Annotated in this window: 12 protein-coding genes, 4 tRNA genes and 3 rRNA genes; 6 read left to right on the top strand and 13 right to left on the bottom strand. The window is 52.8% G+C overall.

Annotation, left to right across the window (positions count from 1 at the left end; genetic code table 11):
• Positions 1-8 precede the first annotated feature (8 nt).
• Positions 9-1,397 carry a PTS transporter subunit EIIC gene (locus tag ACKXGA_RS12590; RefSeq protein WP_112121591.1) on the bottom strand — a complete coding sequence of 463 codons (1,389 nt, stop codon included), beginning with the start codon at positions 1,395-1,397 and terminating at the stop codon, positions 9-11.
• 177 nt (positions 1,398-1,574) lie between these two features.
• The gene (locus tag ACKXGA_RS12585; protein ID WP_112121590.1) at positions 1,575-2,315 is read right to left on the bottom strand and encodes a MurR/RpiR family transcriptional regulator; all 741 of its coding nucleotides are present in this window, start codon (positions 2,313-2,315) and stop codon (positions 1,575-1,577) included.
• A 551-nt stretch (positions 2,316-2,866) separates the two neighbouring features.
• Here ACKXGA_RS12585 and ACKXGA_RS12580 point away from each other — a divergent pair.
• Complete coding sequence (locus tag ACKXGA_RS12580) at positions 2,867-3,115, top strand: DUF6061 family protein (protein WP_423729357.1); 249 nt, start codon at positions 2,867-2,869, stop codon at positions 3,113-3,115.
• Between the two features lie 255 nt (positions 3,116-3,370).
• Here the strand turns inward: ACKXGA_RS12580 and ACKXGA_RS12575 are convergent, their stop codons facing one another.
• The 3 genes from ACKXGA_RS12575 to ACKXGA_RS12565 form a co-directional block, all read right to left on the bottom strand.
• Complete coding sequence (locus ACKXGA_RS12575) at positions 3,371-3,739, bottom strand: hypothetical protein (protein ID WP_423729358.1); 369 nt, start codon at positions 3,737-3,739, stop codon at positions 3,371-3,373.
• 179 nt (positions 3,740-3,918) lie between these two features.
• Positions 3,919-4,584: a sigma-70 family RNA polymerase sigma factor gene (locus ACKXGA_RS12570; protein ID WP_423729359.1), complete on the bottom strand. Its 666-nt coding sequence runs from the start codon at positions 4,582-4,584 to the stop codon at positions 3,919-3,921.
• Complete coding sequence (locus tag ACKXGA_RS12565) at positions 4,568-5,398, bottom strand: helix-turn-helix domain-containing protein (protein ID WP_423729616.1); 831 nt, start codon at positions 5,396-5,398, stop codon at positions 4,568-4,570. The genes ACKXGA_RS12570 and ACKXGA_RS12565 overlap by 17 nt, the downstream gene beginning before the upstream one ends.
• A gap of 255 nt (positions 5,399-5,653) precedes the next feature.
• On the opposite strand from ACKXGA_RS12565, the gene ACKXGA_RS12560 reads away from it, so the two are divergent.
• From ACKXGA_RS12560 to ACKXGA_RS12540, 5 genes are all read left to right on the top strand, one after another.
• Complete coding sequence (locus tag ACKXGA_RS12560) at positions 5,654-6,349, top strand: CHC2 zinc finger domain-containing protein (protein ID WP_423729615.1); 696 nt, start codon at positions 5,654-5,656, stop codon at positions 6,347-6,349.
• Between the two features lie 73 nt (positions 6,350-6,422).
• The gene (locus ACKXGA_RS12555) at positions 6,423-7,739 is read left to right on the top strand and encodes a DNA primase family protein (protein WP_423729362.1); all 1,317 of its coding nucleotides are present in this window, start codon (positions 6,423-6,425) and stop codon (positions 7,737-7,739) included.
• Between the two features lie 374 nt (positions 7,740-8,113).
• Positions 8,114-9,379, top strand: coding sequence for a plasmid recombination protein (locus ACKXGA_RS12550; RefSeq protein ID WP_423729363.1), 1,266 nt, complete (start codon positions 8,114-8,116; stop codon positions 9,377-9,379).
• A 42-nt stretch (positions 9,380-9,421) separates the two neighbouring features.
• On the top strand, positions 9,422-9,736 hold the full coding sequence (locus tag ACKXGA_RS12545) for a helix-turn-helix domain-containing protein (protein ID WP_423729364.1): 315 nt from the start codon (positions 9,422-9,424) through the stop codon (positions 9,734-9,736).
• 16 nt (positions 9,737-9,752) lie between these two features.
• A complete protein-coding gene (locus ACKXGA_RS12540) occupies positions 9,753-11,141 on the top strand; it encodes a site-specific integrase (protein WP_097786545.1) in 1,389 nt (462 codons plus the stop codon).
• Between the two features lie 162 nt (positions 11,142-11,303).
• On the opposite strand, the gene ACKXGA_RS12535 is transcribed toward ACKXGA_RS12540, so the two are convergent.
• From ACKXGA_RS12535 to ACKXGA_RS12500, 8 genes are all read right to left on the bottom strand, one after another.
• Positions 11,304-11,379, bottom strand: a tRNA-Lys gene (locus ACKXGA_RS12535).
• Positions 11,380-11,382: 3 nt separating this feature from the next.
• Positions 11,383-11,457 (bottom strand) — tRNA-Glu (locus ACKXGA_RS12530).
• Positions 11,458-11,464: 7 nt separating this feature from the next.
• A 5S ribosomal RNA gene (gene rrf, locus ACKXGA_RS12525) occupies positions 11,465-11,581 on the bottom strand.
• A 124-nt stretch (positions 11,582-11,705) separates the two neighbouring features.
• Positions 11,706-14,540: ribosomal RNA gene (locus ACKXGA_RS12520) — 23S ribosomal RNA — on the bottom strand.
• Between the two features lie 207 nt (positions 14,541-14,747).
• Positions 14,748-14,824, bottom strand: a tRNA-Ile gene (locus ACKXGA_RS12515).
• A 3-nt stretch (positions 14,825-14,827) separates the two neighbouring features.
• Positions 14,828-14,903 (bottom strand) — tRNA-Ala (locus ACKXGA_RS12510).
• A gap of 127 nt (positions 14,904-15,030) precedes the next feature.
• A 16S ribosomal RNA gene (locus ACKXGA_RS12505) occupies positions 15,031-16,541 on the bottom strand.
• The 16S, 23S and 5S rRNA genes sit together here with 4 tRNA genes alongside, the layout of an rRNA operon.
• 411 nt (positions 16,542-16,952) lie before the next feature.
• On the bottom strand, positions 16,953-17,621 hold the full coding sequence (locus tag ACKXGA_RS12500; protein ID WP_117477378.1) for a sigma-70 family RNA polymerase sigma factor: 669 nt from the start codon (positions 17,619-17,621) through the stop codon (positions 16,953-16,955).
• Position 17,622 lies beyond the last annotated feature (1 nt).

Raw genomic sequence — 17,622 nt, 5'->3', positions numbered from 1 at the left:
AATGTATATCAGTTTTTCTGGGATTCTTTTTCGTCGCAGCCCACCACCTGCACCAGAACAATGGTGATGATAATGGTGGCCAGCACGCCGATCATCATGCCGGTAAAGGAAGAGGGATTGGCGTCGCTCATGGCGTTGACGGTGGTCAACAGGCCGGGCAGACCAGCGTATACATAGTACTTGGTGTTGAAGAAGCTGATGATCAGCGCACCGATGGCACCGCCGATGCAGCCGCAGACGAAGGGCTTCTTCAGGCGTAGGGTCACGCCGTAGATGGCGGGCTCGGTGATGCCGAAGATGCCGGTCAGGCCAGCGGACAGGGAAACGTTCTTGATGTCGGCCTTTTTGGTCTTGAGGAACACGCCGAAGCAGGCAGCAGCCTGTGCGATGACGGCGCAGGTCTGGAATGCCTGAAAGGAATCGCAGCCGTAGTTGGCAAAGTTGGCAAGGCACATGGGAGTGACGCCCCAGTGCACGCCGAAGATGACGAACACCTGCCAGATGCCGCCCACCAGAATGGCGGCCAGTGCGGGAACGTTGTTGGCAAGGAAGTTGTAGGCAGCAGCAATGGCGTTTGCCAGCACATTGGACACCGGGCCGATGACCAGAATAGTCAGGGGAACCATAACAATGGTGCAGATAAAGGGCACAGCCAGCGCCTTGATGATGTCGGGCAGATGCTCGTCCAGCCAGTGCTCCAGCCAGCTGAGCACCAGCACCAGGAACAGCGGCGGCAGCACGGTGGAGGTGTAGGTGGTCTGGCTCATGGGGAAGGCCAGGAACTTGATGACCTCACCGTCTGCGATGCGGGCAGCGATGGAAGCCCAGTCCGGGTTGACCAGCGCCATGCAGCACCACATGGCAATGAAGGTGTTACACTTGAAGTGCTTGGAAGCAGTGACGGCGATCATGACCGGCAGGAAGGTGAAGGGCGTCCAGCTGATGAAGCTGAGCACGGAATACGTACCGGTGGCCGCAAAAGCGGGGAAGAAGTGGGTAATGATGATCAGTGCGCCTTGCACCAGACCGGCTGCGGCCAGAATGTACACAAAGGGTGCGAACACGGCGGACATGGTGGCGATGATGCGGCTGCCGAGGCCCTGCTTGACTTCCGGCGCGGCAGCGGTGCTGTTGTCCAGATCCAGCAGCTGGGCCAGTGCTTCGTACACGTCCTTGGCATGGGTGCCGATGACCACCTGATACTGGCCGCCGCTTTCCATCACCTTGATGACGGCGGGCATCTCGGAGATCTGTTTGGTCACTTCGTCCGAGGGTGTTTCCCTCAGCACCAGACGCAGGCGGGTGGCACAGTGGGTCGCGCTGAGGATATTGTCCTTGCCGACGGCGGCACAGATGTCGGCGGCAAGCTTTGTGTAATCGCGGATTTTGTTTGCCATGATGTTCTCTCCTTTTCATCAGATCACGGGTTTGCCTTGTGTCCTCATTATACAGAGGAAAAACCGCATTGTCAGCTGATTTGATGCGCCAAAAAACAAAAATGTGCAGAAAAAACAGCTTGTTTTTTCTGCACATGGATACAAACATCTGTACAAATTGACGGAGCGTTTCTGCGGTCACTCCAGCAGGCGGTTGTACACCCGGCGGGCCAGTGCTTCCAGCAGGTAAAGTGCAGGCATCTGACTGGTCAGGTCGTAGCTTTCGGTGGTCACGCGGTGCACGGAACTGTAGTACGGCAGGGTGATGTCGGAAAGCTTTGCCGCAGAACTCTGGTCGGAACAGGTAATGGCGATCAGTCCGGCGTTTTTCTCCTTCAGCTGCCGGGCCAGATGCAGCACCTGCTTCGTTTCGCCGGATACCGAAAGAATGACGGCTGCGATGGTGGTGTTGGGCGTGACGGTGATGGGATAGAACGGGTCGGTCACGCCCAGCGCGAATTTGCCCAGATTGGACAGATACCGTGCACCATACTCGGCTATGCTGCCGGAATTGCCGATGCCCACCAGAAACACCCGCTCTGCCCGTGCGATCATACCGGCGGCTTCGTCCAGCGCTGCATCGTATTCCGGCGTGCCGACTTTCCACAGAAAGTTCTGCAACTCGCCCAGCGTGTCCGGCAGACGGGATCCCTGCGCGGAACCGGCCTGCTCCTTCAGCTTCCATTTGAATTGCGCATAACCGTCACAGCCCACCTTTTTGCAGAAGTGCAGCACTGTGGTGGTGGAAACGTGCGCTTCCGCTGCCAACTCCCGGATGCGCATGAAGGGCACCGTGTTCGGATGCTCGATGATGTACTGGTAGACCAGCAGTTCCAACTCGTTCAGATTTTTGATCTGCTGCGGGGTGAATAGTTCCATGAAAAGGCTCCCTCCTTGTCCCGATATCTGTCCTTATTATAGCAAAAGGAAGAACGGAAAAACAGGGCGAACATTTCCGTTTGCATTTTTAGCGCGGCTGTGCTATACCGTTTTATACTGACAGCATCAGTATGTGCGATCGTAGCTCAGCTGGATAGAGCCTTCATTCTGCTTTCCGAAGAAAACAAAAAATCCGAACCCTTCTCCTATCGAGAAAAGGTTCGGATTTTCATTGTTTGGTGCACCTCCAGGGACTCGAACCCTGGGCCCACTGATTAAGAGAGCAAGCCGCCGGTTCGTCTCAATTTATGGAAGTTTCGAGTCATCGTTATTTTTGAGCAAAGCAGCGTAGTTTTTCACCCGGCAATTTCTGCACCCTTTGTCGGATTTTGCAACGAAAAGCACCTTCTGCACGTTTTGAAACCGTGCAAAATCCGTGCAGAAACCGTGCACTTACTCTCCGACAAATAAAATCACCCTATCCCCCATCGACTTGACGGCATTGGTTTGAGTGACCGCACGCCAAAAATCAAGTCTTGGAGGATACGACTATGACGAAACTGCTCTCCTGCCGCTACAACATGGACACCAACCGGGTGGAAGCCCGGTCCGAGGATGGCACCACTCTTGCCATCGATTGCATCGCCGTGGAGGACGAATACGGCAACACTCCGGTTCAGCGGACGGAACTGGACTGGCTGCTCTACAATAAGCCCTTGGAGTACGCACAGCTTGTACTGGGTGGAGGGTTGGAGCATTATCTCTCGCTCGGCTGCGAACATGGCAGATTAGAAGATTGACCTTTAATTAGAATATTCTAAACAGCCCCCTACTTGCAGTCGTTGCAAATAGGGGGCTGTTGATTATTAGCTACACACTCTAACCACGTTTTTTCTTTTCAACAAGCATTCCGATAATAAACGAAAGTAAGAAAACGAGCAGCCAAATCAAAACTCCATAGTGTGTCTTGAGCTGCCATACTTTTCCTATATACATATCCGGCGTGATTTTTGTGGCGTTTATTTTAATAATGAAATCGCCCAACACTTGTCCAATCAAAATTCCTGCCCAGTTTCCAGCCGTTGTAATAAGAGCCGCTTTATACATTTCCAGAAAACAGAAAGTAACGGATCCTCATCGGCAAGGTGGTAGGTACTCATATGAAATTTTATATGTACCCGTTTTGTTGCTGTAACCTTTCCGATGATTCTTGTTCCATTTTTCAAAAGTTCTGCCTTTTTATAGTCAGAAATAATCGCCAATCCGATAATTATACCTGCTACAATCCATGCTAATATCGCAGCCACCCAAATACCAGACTTACACGCTCCAACCGATATAATTGCCGCCACGAACATTCCGACATATGCCATTGTATGAATAAGATCTTTTGAAAAAAACATTTTATCTCGTGTAATTTTCATAAAACGGCATCCTCCTCAAATCCTACAGTCGGTAATCAGCGGCTCCGTGAAATCAACGTTCCTTAGATACTTAGATTTAATCCTATTTTGTTTCATCCGTCTACAAAATTTCTCAAAATCGTATAGTTGCACATAAATTCCCATAAAGCTTGTAGCACAATCACGATTTTTCTTTTCATTCAATCAAACCACCACGGCAGTTCCAGCCACAGGTTATCCATGGCCTGTTCCTCGGTCTTTTTGGCGCGGCCTTTTGTCAGGTGAAAGTATATCGCCGTGCCGATCAGCGGATGTTCCTCGCCATCGGTAAAGCCATAGCGGTACAGCAGATAGGTCTGTTCCCGCTGGGTCAGCCGTTTCAGACCATCGTACAGTTCCCGGCGCGATTCCTGTTCCTCTATAATGCTCTGCGGCTGCATGGCATAAGGGTCGGCTATGGCTTCGATGCGCCGCAGCTGCTCTTCTCCCGGCAGAACATCATCCAGCGAAACGCGCTGGTAGCAGATACCGTCCTTATCCTCCGTCACCATCCGCTGTTCAAAAGTGGCAAAGGCATCCCGTACCATGTCCATCATGGCGTTGCGAATGGCAGGAGCCGCATAGGTCAGGAACTTCATGCCGCGCGCCGCATCAAATTTCGGCACGGCTTTCCATAAGCCCAGATTCCCCGCCTGTTTCAAATCGTCCGTGTCAAGATTCAGACCGGACTGTGCCAGATTCATACTGCGGAAAAGGTCATTTGCCACCTTGCCGATAAAGGACTTGTTGTTGTCGATCAGGCTGTCCAGTGCGGCGGCATCGCCTTTCTGCGCCAGCGCACAAAGCCGTTCATTCGTCTGCTTCATGGGCGTTTTCCTGCTCTGCGGCAGACTGCAAGATTCCCAGCAGACCGTTCCGCAGCTGTTCCAGTGCTTCCGGCGTAGCTCCCTCCATGCCCGAAACACTGTCCAACATTGCATCCGTCAGCTGCTCTGCCGTGATTGTTGGGTGCTGCACATCCTGCCCCTTGGTCAATTCGGTGAACATCTTCTCTGCCACTTTCTTACTCATAGCTTCCTGTTCGGCGTAATGGCTCCCGATACCCTTTTTGATCTCCTTGACCGCTGCCATGAAATACATCTCAATGTCATCAAGGTCGCCTTGGTACACAGGCTTTCTCCGAAGGCTGATGTCCTTTGCAGCCTTGGCTGCTTCCGGGGTCTTGACCTTTGTGCGCAGAAGGGTACTCAATGTCGTGAGCATAGCGTTCTGTGCTGCGATGCCGGATGCAAAGGTATCATCAAAATACTGCGCTATGCGGTAAGTAAGCTCTGCAAAGCGGGCGTTTTCCAGCAGCAGGTTGACCACCTCTGCATTGATGCGCCCTGTGTAGAGGTTCTTTGCGGCTTCTACGGACAAGCCCAGTTCGGCAATGTCGTAATTTTTGCGGTCAGGGATGTCGGTTTCTCCCAGCAGAAAATCCGTGGACACGTTGAACAGCCTTGCAATTTTCAGCACCTGCTCATGAGTCAGGGTTCCCTTTACACCGCTGATAAAGCGGCTGATGGTGCTCTTGGAGCAGCCGATTTCCTTGGCAAGCTCCGGTTGGCTTATGTTGTGCTCTTTCATCAAGTCCGCAAGACGGACGTTGGATGGTGCGGGCAGATATTCCTGTGCCATGTAGTCGGCCCTCCTTTTTGATCTTTTTCCTCATTATAATACGCTCTGCCGTTTTGTTCAATATACGGTTTCCTCTCCACCCTTGCTGTTGTAGCCCTGCAACCAGTGAGGGCTTTTTTCTTTTTCCGTTGCAGTTCTGCTGCTTTTTTGCCTTTCCTGCAAAATTTCCCGTATATTCAGGCAGGAAGCAAAAAACACCAGAGTTCCCACTTTGGGGTACTCTGGTGCAACACACGAAACAAAGGAGAAATGCCCTTGAGCCTGTATCAAACCGTCAAGTCCGCCATCACCGTTCGGCAGGTGGGAGAGATGTACGGCATGGAGCCCGACCGCCATGGCATGGTGTGCTGTCCGTTCCACTCCGACAACCACCCCAGTATGATGCTGAACGACACCTATTATTATTGCTTCGGCTGTGGAGCCAACGGAGATGCCATCGACCTCACCGCCAAGCTGTTCGACCTGAACCCACGGCAAGCCGCCGAGAAGCTGATAAATGACTTCGCGTTTGCGAAGCAATGCAGTCCCCAGTGGGGACTGCAAGTGACAGAGCGGTCTTGCGTCAGCAAGATGGAGGGGCCTCGCCCCGACAAGCTCTGGCTTGACCCGGACAAGCCGCCCGCCAATGCCATCGCCCTGCCGCCGCCCAAGCGTGGCCTGACGGACGAGCAGTGGGCAGACATCGCCTACTGCCTGCGGGTGCTGACCGATTATCTCGACCTGTTGCACGACTGGCGAGAGCGTTACAAGCCCGCCACCCCGGAGGAACCGCATGACCCACGGTTTGAAGAAGCCCTCCACACGACCGAGACCATCGAGCACCTGACGGACTGCGTTGCATTTGGGACGCCCCAGCAGACGGCCGATGCCGCTGCACGGCTGCTGTCCGGGTCGTACCTGCTGATGCTGGAGGAGCGCACCGACCGCCTTGCTCTGGCAAAGTGCGCCTGACAATTTATTCACCTGAAGTGGTGGGTCTCACGGTGAGACCCACCACTTCACTTTTCTAAAGGAGAACCACCCTATGAAGAAAAACATTTCCCGCAACCCTTTATGGCCGGACTGGTACAACGGCAAGAAGATCGATGAAGTCCAGTTTGGCCGTGCCTTTCTGGAACAGTGGCCGCTGAAATGCGTCAACGGAACGCTGTACACGCTGGACGGCCCGGTAGAGGATGAGAGCGAGATCAAGCAGCGCATCTTGGAGAACATCGAGGAATATGTCACCTCCGGCCTGTCAAAAAAGATCACCAACATTCTGGAGACCATCAAGCTGCTGGCCTTTTCCGACCCGTTTCCCATCGAACAGGACTGCATCCACCTCCAGAACGGCGTGTACCATCTGCCGGATGGCTCTTTTCAGGAGAGCCGCCTGTTCTGCCAGAACCGCCTGCCTGTGAAGTATGACCCCAAAGCCGCCACCCCTGACCGCTGGCTGACCTTTCTGCACGAGCTGCTGGACGATGCCGACATCCCTACCTTACAGGAATATCTGGGCTACTGCCTGATCCCCAGCACCAAGGGACAGAAGATGATGCTCATCGTTGGCAAGGGCGGCGAGGGCAAGTCCCGCATCGGACTGGTGCTGAAACGGCTCATGGGGGATGCCGCCAGCAACGGCAGCGTCCAGAAAGTGGAGAACAACCGCTTTGCCCGTGCCGATCTGGAACGCCGCCTGCTGATGATCGACGATGATATGGATATGAACGCCCTGCCTAAAACGAATTATATTAAGACCATCGTGACTGCCGAAGCCAAGTTGGACTTGGAGCGCAAAGGTGTCCAGAGCTACCAGCGGGACCTTTACGCCCGGTTCCTCTGCTTCGGCAACGGTGCGCTGACCTCGCTGTACGACCATTCGGATGGCTTCTTTCGTCGCCAACTCATCCTGACCACCAAGGACAAGCCTGCTGACCGCACGGATGACCCCTTCCTTGTGGAGAAGATGTGCGCCGAGTTGGAGGGCATCCTGCTGTGGTGTCTGGAAGGACTGCACCGGCTGGTGCAGAGCGATTTCCACTTCACGGTCAGCGAACGAGCCGCCGCCAACGTGGACACCATCAAACGCAGCAGCAACAACGTCATCGACTTCATGGAGTCCGAGGGCTACTTCCGCTTCAAGGCGGACTACTCCATCAGTTCCAAGGAGTTCTACGACATTTATAAGCAGTGGTGCGAGGACAACGCCTGCCACAGCGTATCGGCGATTCGTTTCAGCGCAGAGCTGCGCCAGAATGACCGCCGCTATAACCTTGAAGCCACCAACAACATCTACCTGCCCGGTGGCCGCAGGGTGCGGGGTTTTGTAGGCATCGAGCCGCTTGTCCACCCCTGCCCGTAAAAAGTGCATTTTTTCACGGAAGAAGTTCGTACAACCTGTACGGTCTGTACTTGTACGCACCTGTACGGTAGATTTTAAGAAAATCAAGCGTTTTATCGCTTGTATTTTGCTTGTCTGTACACCGTACGAACCGTACAGGTTATTGAACTCCGTACGCAATTTTTTCAGATGCGTACGGAGCAATCAAGTTCGCATTGTGCGAACTTGATTGTAGCTCTCCCGCAGGAGACGTTCCCCCTCGGAGAGTCCTCGAAGAGCCCACTACACTTTGCAGCCCATAGGGATGAAAGTGTCATAGTGGGTTATTACACTTCCGGGGAAGTGCATCTCCGTCCCCGTCACCTTCCTCTGAACCCCGAAAGGAGGGATGCCCTTTGGCAAGAAACGATGGCGTTGACCGCACCAGTGTCCGAAATCTCGCCGTTTCGGACAAGGCCGTTGGCAACACCCAGCAGCACAATGAGCGTGAAAAGGACAGCTATCGGAACCCCGATATTATCCCCCAGCGCGCTGCATGGAACGTCCACTTCAAAAAGCCAACCGCCAGCTACACCGACCTGTTCGCCCAGTTGGAAGCCGATGGAACCATCTCCACGCGCGGCCTGAAACCGGATGCCACCCACTACTGTGAGCTTGTCTTTGATGTCAACTCAGCCTACTTCGACAACCACGGCGGCTACGAGTTCGCCAAGCAGTTCTATGCGGATGCCTACAAAGCTGCTGTGCAGATTGTGGGTGGTGAGCAGTATATCCTCTCGGCAGTCATGCACGCCGATGAGATCAACCGTGCCATGACCGAAGCATTAGGCCGCGAAGTTTACCACTATCATCTCCATGTGCTCTATGTGCCCGTGGTGGAAAAGCAGATCCTCTGGTCGAAACGCTGCAAGGACAAGGCACTGGTCGGCACCGTCAAGGAGACCGTCATGCAGGTCAGCCGAAGCAAGAAGTGGGCTTCCAAGCCCCTGCTGGACGATGCCGGAAAGCCTGTGCTGCAAAAGAACGGCAAACCAGTCCTGAAGAAGTCGTACAGCATCCTGCAAGACGATTTCTTCAACTATATGCGTACTGCCGGGTACACGGATGTGGAGCGCGGTGAGCGCGGCAGCACCGAAGAACACCTGACCGTCACCCAGTTCAAAGTCCAGCGGGAACAGGAACGGCTGGACACCCTGACCACCCAAGCCGACCAGCAGGCACAATCGCTTGCTAAAACCAGTCAGACCCTCTCCCAAAAGGAGAAAGAACTTGCCTCCATTCAGAAAAAGACCACGCTCACGAAAGAAGCCCTCATTCATGCGCGTGATCTGGATTATATCGGCAAGCGCACCTTCCTCGGCAACTACTCGCTGACCGAAGAAGAATTTTCCAAGCTGAAAAAGCAAGCCGACCACGGCTATATGATGGACATGGAGAACCGCCGCTTGAAAGAAGAACTTTCCACCGCCAAGAAGGAGGCCGTTCGTTGGAGCAACAAGTACCACGACCTGTGGTACGACATGAAACCCTATCTGGATGCTCTCCACCGTGCGCCCGAACTGGTGCGTGGCTTTCTGGAAAAGATTCTTGCCCCCAAGCAGGAGCACACCATGAATGTGCCGCAGCAAAACCGTAAGCGTGGGCAAGATGTAGAACTTTAAGCTGAATTTTTAGATGATATGACAATATAAGGAGCAACGCTTATGGATTTTGACCGTAATTCTATGACCGTCCCTGTGCAATCTTCCGATTATACGAAAAAGTTCTTGCAAAAGGGCTCGAATCCCACTACAATGGAAGTGGTCACTCAAACCAATGCCGTCAAGTCTCCGACTGACAGCCCGGCAACCACGAAACTGGTGTACACGGTGGAAGAGATCGCACGAATGCTGGCCATCAGCCTGCGCTCTGCTTACAATCTGTGCAACAGCACTACCGAATTCCGTGTCCTGCGAGTAGGCGGAAGCATCCGTGTGCCGAAGGACAGCTTCGATGCGTGGCTCTACCGGGCAGCTTGATAAGGAGGCAAACAGTATGGCATATATTACGAAGCGCGGCAACTCTTACAGCGTCCGCTACACCTACGAAGATGAGCACGGCAAGAGCTGCGACAAATGGGAGAGCTTTCCCACAAAAGAGGAGGCAACGAACCGAAAAAAGCAAATCGAGCATGAACTGGCCGCTGGCACTTTCCTGATTCCGTCCTCGGTAACGGTGGCAGAGTTCCTGATGGACTGGCTGCCGAAACAGTGCAGCAAGCACAAGTGGGCACCCAAAACCTACGAATCCAACCTTTCCACCATTCAGAATCTCATTATCCCCTATATCGGTAGCATGGAGATGCAGAAGCTCAAGCCCTACCACATGGAGAACCTCTACACGACCCTGAGCAAAACGCCCTGTGGTTCGTATATCGAGGGCAAGAAGCAGGAACTGACCGAAAAGCAGAAGCAGCGTTTCCTTTCCGGCACAACGATCCATGAGGTGCACCGGCTGCTGGGCACTGCCTTCCAGTATGCCGTAGAGTGGGGCATCCTTGTCAAAAGCCCTGTTCCCGTGGACAGCCCCAAGAAGTCTACGCAGGAGCGCACCATCTGGACGGTAGAGGAAATGAGGGCGGCTCTGGACAGCATGGAGGACCCCATCCTGCATCTGGCAGTCCACCTCACACTGGTGGGCGCACTGCGAGAGGGCGAGATCGTAGGTCTGACCCCGGAAGATCTCGATTTTGACGCAGCAGATGGCATCGGAACCTTCCGTATCAACAAGTCCATGCAGCGGGTGCGGAAAGAAGCCCTAAATCAAGTGGACGATGGCTGCATCATCAAGATATTCCCGGACAAGCTGGAGCGCAGCACCACTTCCCTCATCCTGAAAAGCACCAAAACCGCATCCTCCTGCCGTACCATCTTCATGACCTCTGCACTGAAAGAGGAATTGAAGAAGTGGCTGAATCAGTTGGCGGCAGACGAGATGAAAGACCCGGCACGCTACCATGATAGCGGAATGCTGTTCCGTCTACCCAATGGTCTGGCAGTGGAGCCGGTGCTGATCCGCAAGAAGTTCCTCAAATGGCAGGATGCCCACCCGGAATTCCCCCGCATTGTGTTCCACGGTTTGCGGCATTCCAGTGCCACCTATCAACTGATGATCTCCGGCGGCGATGTGAAAGCCGTTCAGGGCACCACAGGGCACGCCACGGCGGATATGCTGGTGAACACCTACGCTCATATCCAGCAGTCCTCTCGTGTAGAACTGGGCAGGAAATTTGAGGAAGGGTTTTATGCTAAACAGGAAAGCCCCAGCCCGCAGGCTGTACCCGCCGCAGGCGAACCGACCATCTCCATGACCGCTCTGCTGGAACTTCTGAAGGACGCAGACCCCGAAGTAAAGGCGCAGCTCCGTCTGGCTCTGCTGACCTGATGCAAAATTTACCACGCATTTCAAAGCAATTCCAGCCCATGCAGAGGATTCCCACGAAAACGCCGACCGTGCAAAAACCGTGCATTGACCGTGCAAGCCCCGATTTTTCGGGGTTACATAACAAAAAAGAACGTCAAATCTTACGATTTGACGTTCAATATCTGGTGCACCTCCAGGGACTCGAACCCTGGGCCCACTGATTAAGAGTCAGTTGCTCTACCAACTGAGCTAGAGGTGCATATGGTGACCCGTACCGGAATCGAACCGATGTTAAAGGCGTGAGAGGCCTCTGTCTTAACCGCTTGACCAACGGGCCATATAAAAGTCGGCGACTACCTATTTTCACGCGCCGTTTCCAGCGAACTATCTTGGGCACGAGTGAGCTTAACTTCTGTGTTCGGAATGGGAACAGGTGGAACCTCACCGTCATCGTCACCGACCAATATGACTGGTTCAGTATAACATTTCTATTCTACTTTGTCCAGTATTTCTTGAAGGACGTGCCTTCAAAACTGAATAATCACTGCTTACATTTTGTCATTGACTTGAGAATTCAAGCGAATTGTGGTCAAGCCCTCGATCTATTAGTACACACTTGCTGAATGGATCACTCCACTTACACATCGTGCCTATCAACCTCGTAGTCTACAAGGGATCTTACCTGATTGAATCAGTGGGATATCTTATCTTTGGGTCGGCTTCACGCTTAGATGCTTTCAGCGTTTATCCGATCCGTACGTAGTTGCCCAGCTATGCTCCTGGCGGAACAACTGGTGCGCCAGAGGTACGTCCGTCCCGGTCCTCTCGTACTAGGGACAGCTCCCATCAAATATCCTGCGCCCACGACAGATAGGGACCGAACTGTCTCACGACGTTCTGAACCCAGCTCGCGTACCGCTTTAATTGGCGAACAGCCAAACCCTTGGGACCGAATACAGCCCCAGGATGCGATGAGCCGACATCGAGGTGCCAAACCTCCCCGTCGATGTGGACTCTTGGGGGAGATCAGCCTGTTATCCCCAGGGTAACTTTTATCCGTTGAGCGATGGCATTTCCACTCACATACCACCGGATCACTAACTCCAACTTTCGTTACTGCTCGACCCGTCAGTCTCGCAGTTAGGCTCGCTTCTGCGTTTGCACTCTTTTGCTTGATTTCCGTTCAAGCTGAGCGAACCTTTGAACGCCTCCGTTACTCTTTAGGAGGCGACCGCCCCAGTCAAACTGCCCACCTAACAATGTCCCCCGACTCGATTCAGAGCCGCAGGTTAGAATTCCAATATCGCAAGGATGGTATCCCAACGGCCTCTCCGCCAAAGCCAAAGCCTTGGTTTCCCAGAGTCCCATCTATCCTGTGCATGCAACATCGAAACCCAATATTAGGCTACAGTAAAGCTCCATGGGGTCTTTCCGTCTTGTCGCGGGTAACCGGCATCTTCACCGGTACTACAATTTCGCCGGGCGGGCTGTTGAGACAGTGCCCAAATCATTACGCCTTTCATGCGGGTCAGAACTTACCTGACAAGGAATTTCGCTACCTTAGGACCGTTATAGTTACGGCCGCCGTTCACTGGGGCTTCGATTCAATGCTTGCACATCTCCTCTTAACCTTCCAGCACCGGGCAGGCGTCAGCTCGTATACGTCATCTTTCGATTTAGCACAAACCTGTGTTTTTGGTAAACAGTTGCTTGGGCCGATTCTCTGCGGCTCCATCTCTGGAGCACCCCTTCTCCCGAAGTTACGGGGTCAATTTGCCGAGTTCCTTAACAACCCTTCTCCCGTTGGCCTTAGAATCTTCTTCCTACCTACCTGTGTCGGTTTGCGGTACGGGCACCTCAGAAATACACACAGCTTTTCTCGCCATCTTCCATCTCAGACTTCGGTACTAATTTCCCTCGATCTCTACCGGAACCAACACCCGGCTCTGAGACTTCATATGTGTCCCTGTGCTTAACTCTTTTGGTGGTGACGGAATCTCTACCGTCTGTGCATCGGCTACGCCTTTCGGCCTCACCTTAGCTCCCGACTAACCTGGAGCGGACGAACCTTCCTCCAGAAACCTGAGGCTTTCGGCCATGCAGATTCTCACTGCATTCGCGCTACTCATTCCGGCATTCTCACTTCTATACACTCCACAGCCGCTTACGCTACTGTTTCTCCGCGTATACAACGCTCCCCTACCCAATGTATTACTACATTGCCTAAGCTTCGGTGTCAGGTTTAGCCCCGTTAAATTCTCCGCGCAAAGACGCTCGACCAGTGAGCTATTACGCACTCTTTGAATGAGTGGCTGCTTCTGAGCCAACATCCTGGTTGTCTGCGTATCTTCACATCGTTTTCCACTTAACCTGACTTTGGGACCTTAGCTGTAGATCTGGGCTGTTTCCCTTTTGACAATGACATTTATCTGACACTGTCTGACTCCCAAGCATCAATACTCTGGCATTCTGAGTTTGATAAGCTTCGCTAACCTCTCGGCCGCTAGGCTATTCAGTGCTTTACCTCCAGGTATCTAACTTGAGGCTAGTCCTAAAACTATTTCGGGGAGAACCAGCTATCTCCGGGTTCGATTGGAATTTCTCCGCTACCCACAGTTCATCCGCCGCCTTTTCAACGGAGGTCGGTTCGGTCCTCCATGGAATTTTACTTCCACTTCAACCTGACCATGGGTAGGTCACCCGGTTTCGGGCCCATTATATGCAACTTAACGCCCTTTTCAAACTCGCTTTCGCTTCGGCTCCAGACCTTAAGTCCTTAACCTTGCTGCATACAATCGCTCGCCGGACCGTTCTACAAAAAGTACCCTATCACGCTTTGACGCGCTCTAGGTGCTTGTAGGCACAGGGTTTCAGGTTCTATTTCACTCCCCTCCCGGGGTGCTTTTCACCTTTCCTTCACAGTACTATACGCTATCGGTCACTGGGTAGTATTTAGGGTTGGAGGGTGGTCCCCCCGTATTCCGACCAGGTTTCACGTGTCTGGCCGTACTCTGGATCCTGCGCAGCTCTCTCCGTTTTCACCTACGTGGTTCTCACACTCTCTGACCGGCCTTCCCATGCCGTTCGGTTAACAGATTAAGTCTTAAAAGCAGTCCGTACCCCGAAAGTATTTCTACTCTCGGTTTGCCCTCTTCCGCGTTCGCTCGCCACTACTTACGGAATCTCGTTTGATGTCTCTTCCTCGCCCTACTTAGATGTTTCAGTTCAGGCGGTTCCCTCAATACACCTATTTTAAATTTCAGTGTATTGTACCTGAGTATGAACCCAGGTGAGTTTCCTCATTCAGAGATCTCCGGATCAATGCTTATTTGCAGCTCCCCGAAGCTTATCGCAGCTTATCACGTCTTTCATCGGCTCCCAGTGCCAAGGCATTCGCCCTGCGCCCTTGTTCGCTTGACCTTTCAAACGTTCTTTCAGAACATTTGGTATCCTCTTGATTCTCTCTTATTGCCAACGAAGATTATTGTTACCCTTCCTTTTGAAATTGCAATATTTCTTAAAAGAACTTACTATAATCTTTGTTTCGCAGTTATTATTCAGTTTTCAAGGTACGTCTTGGTGATGTCCTTCAAAGCCCGGTCTCCCGAAACTTTGATTTTCATCACATGGTGGGCCAAAATGGACTCGAACCATCGACCTCACGATTATCAGTCGTGTGCTCTAGCCAGCTGAGCTATTGGCCCATGTGGTGGAGATTAAGGGAATCGAACCCTTGACCCCCTGCTTGCAAAGCAGGTGCTCTCCCAGCTGAGCTAAACCCCCACATAAGGTTTTGAGTAACCCCTTTTCAGGGCCCTCAAAATCGAACAATATCTACTCTGCTTGTATCTGTCACCTGTTCCAGATGGCCGACCATCTTCGATGTTCTTCCATCTGCCTGACTCCTTAGAAAGGAGGTGATCCAGCCGCAGGTTCTCCTACGGCTACCTTGTTACGACTTCACCCCAATCACCAGTTTTACCTTCGGCGGCGTCCTCCTTGCGGTTAGACTACCGACTTCGGGTCCCCCCGGCTCTCATGGTGTGACGGGCGGTGTGTACAAGGCCCGGGAACGTATTCACCGTGGCATGCTGATCCACGATTACTAGCAATTCCGACTTCGTGCAGGCGAGTTGCAGCCTGCAGTCCGAACTGGGACGTTGTTTCTGAGTTTTGCTCCACCTCGCGGTCTTGCTTCTCTTTGTTTAACGCCATTGTAGTACGTGTGTAGCCCAAGTCATAAAGGGCATGATGATTTGACGTCATCCCCACCTTCCTCCGTTTTGTCAACGGCAGTCCTGCCAGAGTCCTCTTGCGTAGTAACTGACAGTAAGGGTTGCGCTCGTTGCGGGACTTAACCCAACATCTCACGACACGAGCTGACGACAACCATGCACCACCTGTCTCTGCGTCCCGAAGGAAAATACTGTTTCCAGCATCGTCGCAGGATGTCAAGACTTGGTAAGGTTCTTCGCGTTGCGTCGAATTAAACCACATACTCCACTGCTTGTGCGGGCCCCCGTCAATTCCTTTGAGTTTCAACCTTGCGGTCGTACTCCCCAGGTGGATTACTTATTGTGTTAACTGCGGCACTGAAGGGGTCAATCCTCCAACACCTAGTAATCATCGTTTACGGTGTGGACTACCAGGGTATCTAATCCTGTTTGCTACCCACACTTTCGAGCCTCAGCGTCAGTTGGTGCCCAGTAGGCCGCCTTCGCCACTGGTGTTCCTCCCGATATCTACGCATTCCACCGCTACACCGGGAATTCCGCCTACCTCTGCACTACTCAAGAAAAACAGTTTTGAAAGCAGTTTATGGGTTGAGCCCATAGATTTCACTTCCAACTTGTCTTCCCGCCTGCGCTCCCTTTACACCCAGTAATTCCGGACAACGCTTGTGACCTACGTTTTACCGCGGCTGCTGGCACGTAGTTAGCCGTCACTTCCTTGTTGAGTACCGTCATTATCTTCCTCAACAACAGGAGTTTACAATCCGAAGACCTTCTTCCTCCACGCGGCGTCGCTGCATCAGGGTTTCCCCCATTGTGCAATATTCCCCACTGCTGCCTCCCGTAGGAGTCTGGGCCGTGTCTCAGTCCCAATGTGGCCGTTCAACCTCTCAGTCCGGCTACCGATCGTCGCCTTGGTGGGCCATTACCTCACCAACTAGCTAATCGGACGCGAGGCCATCTCAAAGCGGATTGCTCCTTTTCCCTCTGGTCGATGCCGACCTGTGGGCTTATGCGGTATTAGCAGTCGTTTCCAACTGTTGTCCCCCTCTTTGAGGCAGGTTCCTCACGCGTTACTCACCCGTTCGCCACTCGCTCGAGAAAGCAAGCTCTCTCTCGCTCGTTCGACTTGCATGTGTTAGGCGCGCCGCCAGCGTTCGTCCTGAGCCAGGATCAAACTCTTTATAAATGATATTTATCACTTAAAAAGTGTTAAATCTTCTTCGCTCAGCACGCAATCGCTTGCGTCCTGTGTGAATTACTTTGTTTGGAATTGTTTAACGTGTTTTTCCAACACGAAAATAGGTTCCGTTACAAGTTTTTCGATATTGTTCAATTTTCAAGGTCCTGTGCGCCTCAGCCTTAGCGGCTGATAGCTTGTACATTTTAGCACGTTTGTGTCAGAATGTCAAGCACTTTTTTGAAGATTTTTTGAAGTTCTTAGAAGAACCAATCGACCTTCGTCACTTTTCATCCGTTTTTTCTGAAGCGTTTGTGTCAGACATCCGCCTGACAGTAATGTATTTTAGCACAGACTCAGACAAAAAGCAAGCCCTTTTTTTACATTTTTCAAGAAAAGCCCTATTTTCTTTTGCACGGCTCATTCCAATAGCCGCTCCCGCATTTTCCGCAGGATCTTGCGCTCCCGCCGGGAGATCTGTACCTGCGTAGTATGCAGCACTTTTGCCGTCTCACTCTGGGTACGGTTGGCATAAAACCGCAGACGGATCAGGAGCCGGTCCTCTTCCGGCAGACTTTCCAGCACCTCGGCCAGGCCGATCTTATCCGCAAGTTCTTCCTCCGGGGATTCCACCGGGATATCTATCTGCCGGTCACTGTTCTCCCCTTCCGGGGTCAGGCTCAGGGCGGGCTGTGCAGCCTGGATCGCAAGCGTGATGTTCTCCACGCTCTCCCCCAGCTCTTCTGCCAGTTGAGAAAGGGTCGGCTCGGTGCCGCAGAGCTTCCTGTGATGTTCCCGCGCCGCATTGACCCGCAGCCCCAGTTCTTTTAAGGAGCGGCTGACCTTGACTGTGCCGCCCTCCCGGAAGAGCTTTTTGATCTCGCCCAGAATCACCGGCACTGCATAGGTAGAAAAGCAGACCCCACGCCCCTCATCAAAGCCGTCGGTCGCCTTGACCAGCCCCATGCAGCCAGCGCCGTAGAGATCATCGTATTCAATGCCCCTGCCCCGGAAGCGTCCGGCACAGGCGTGTACCAGCCCGAGGTTCTGTTCAATGAATGCACTGCGCCGGGTCTTGTCCGTTACCATG

The sequence above is a fragment of the Faecalibacterium hominis (ex Afrizal et al. 2022) genome (genome assembly GCF_049545105.1).
GTDB lineage: Bacteria > Bacillota > Clostridia > Oscillospirales > Ruminococcaceae > Faecalibacterium > Faecalibacterium duncaniae.
Note: the sequence above shows the minus strand (reverse complement) of the source record. Positions and strands in the feature narration are given on the sequence as shown.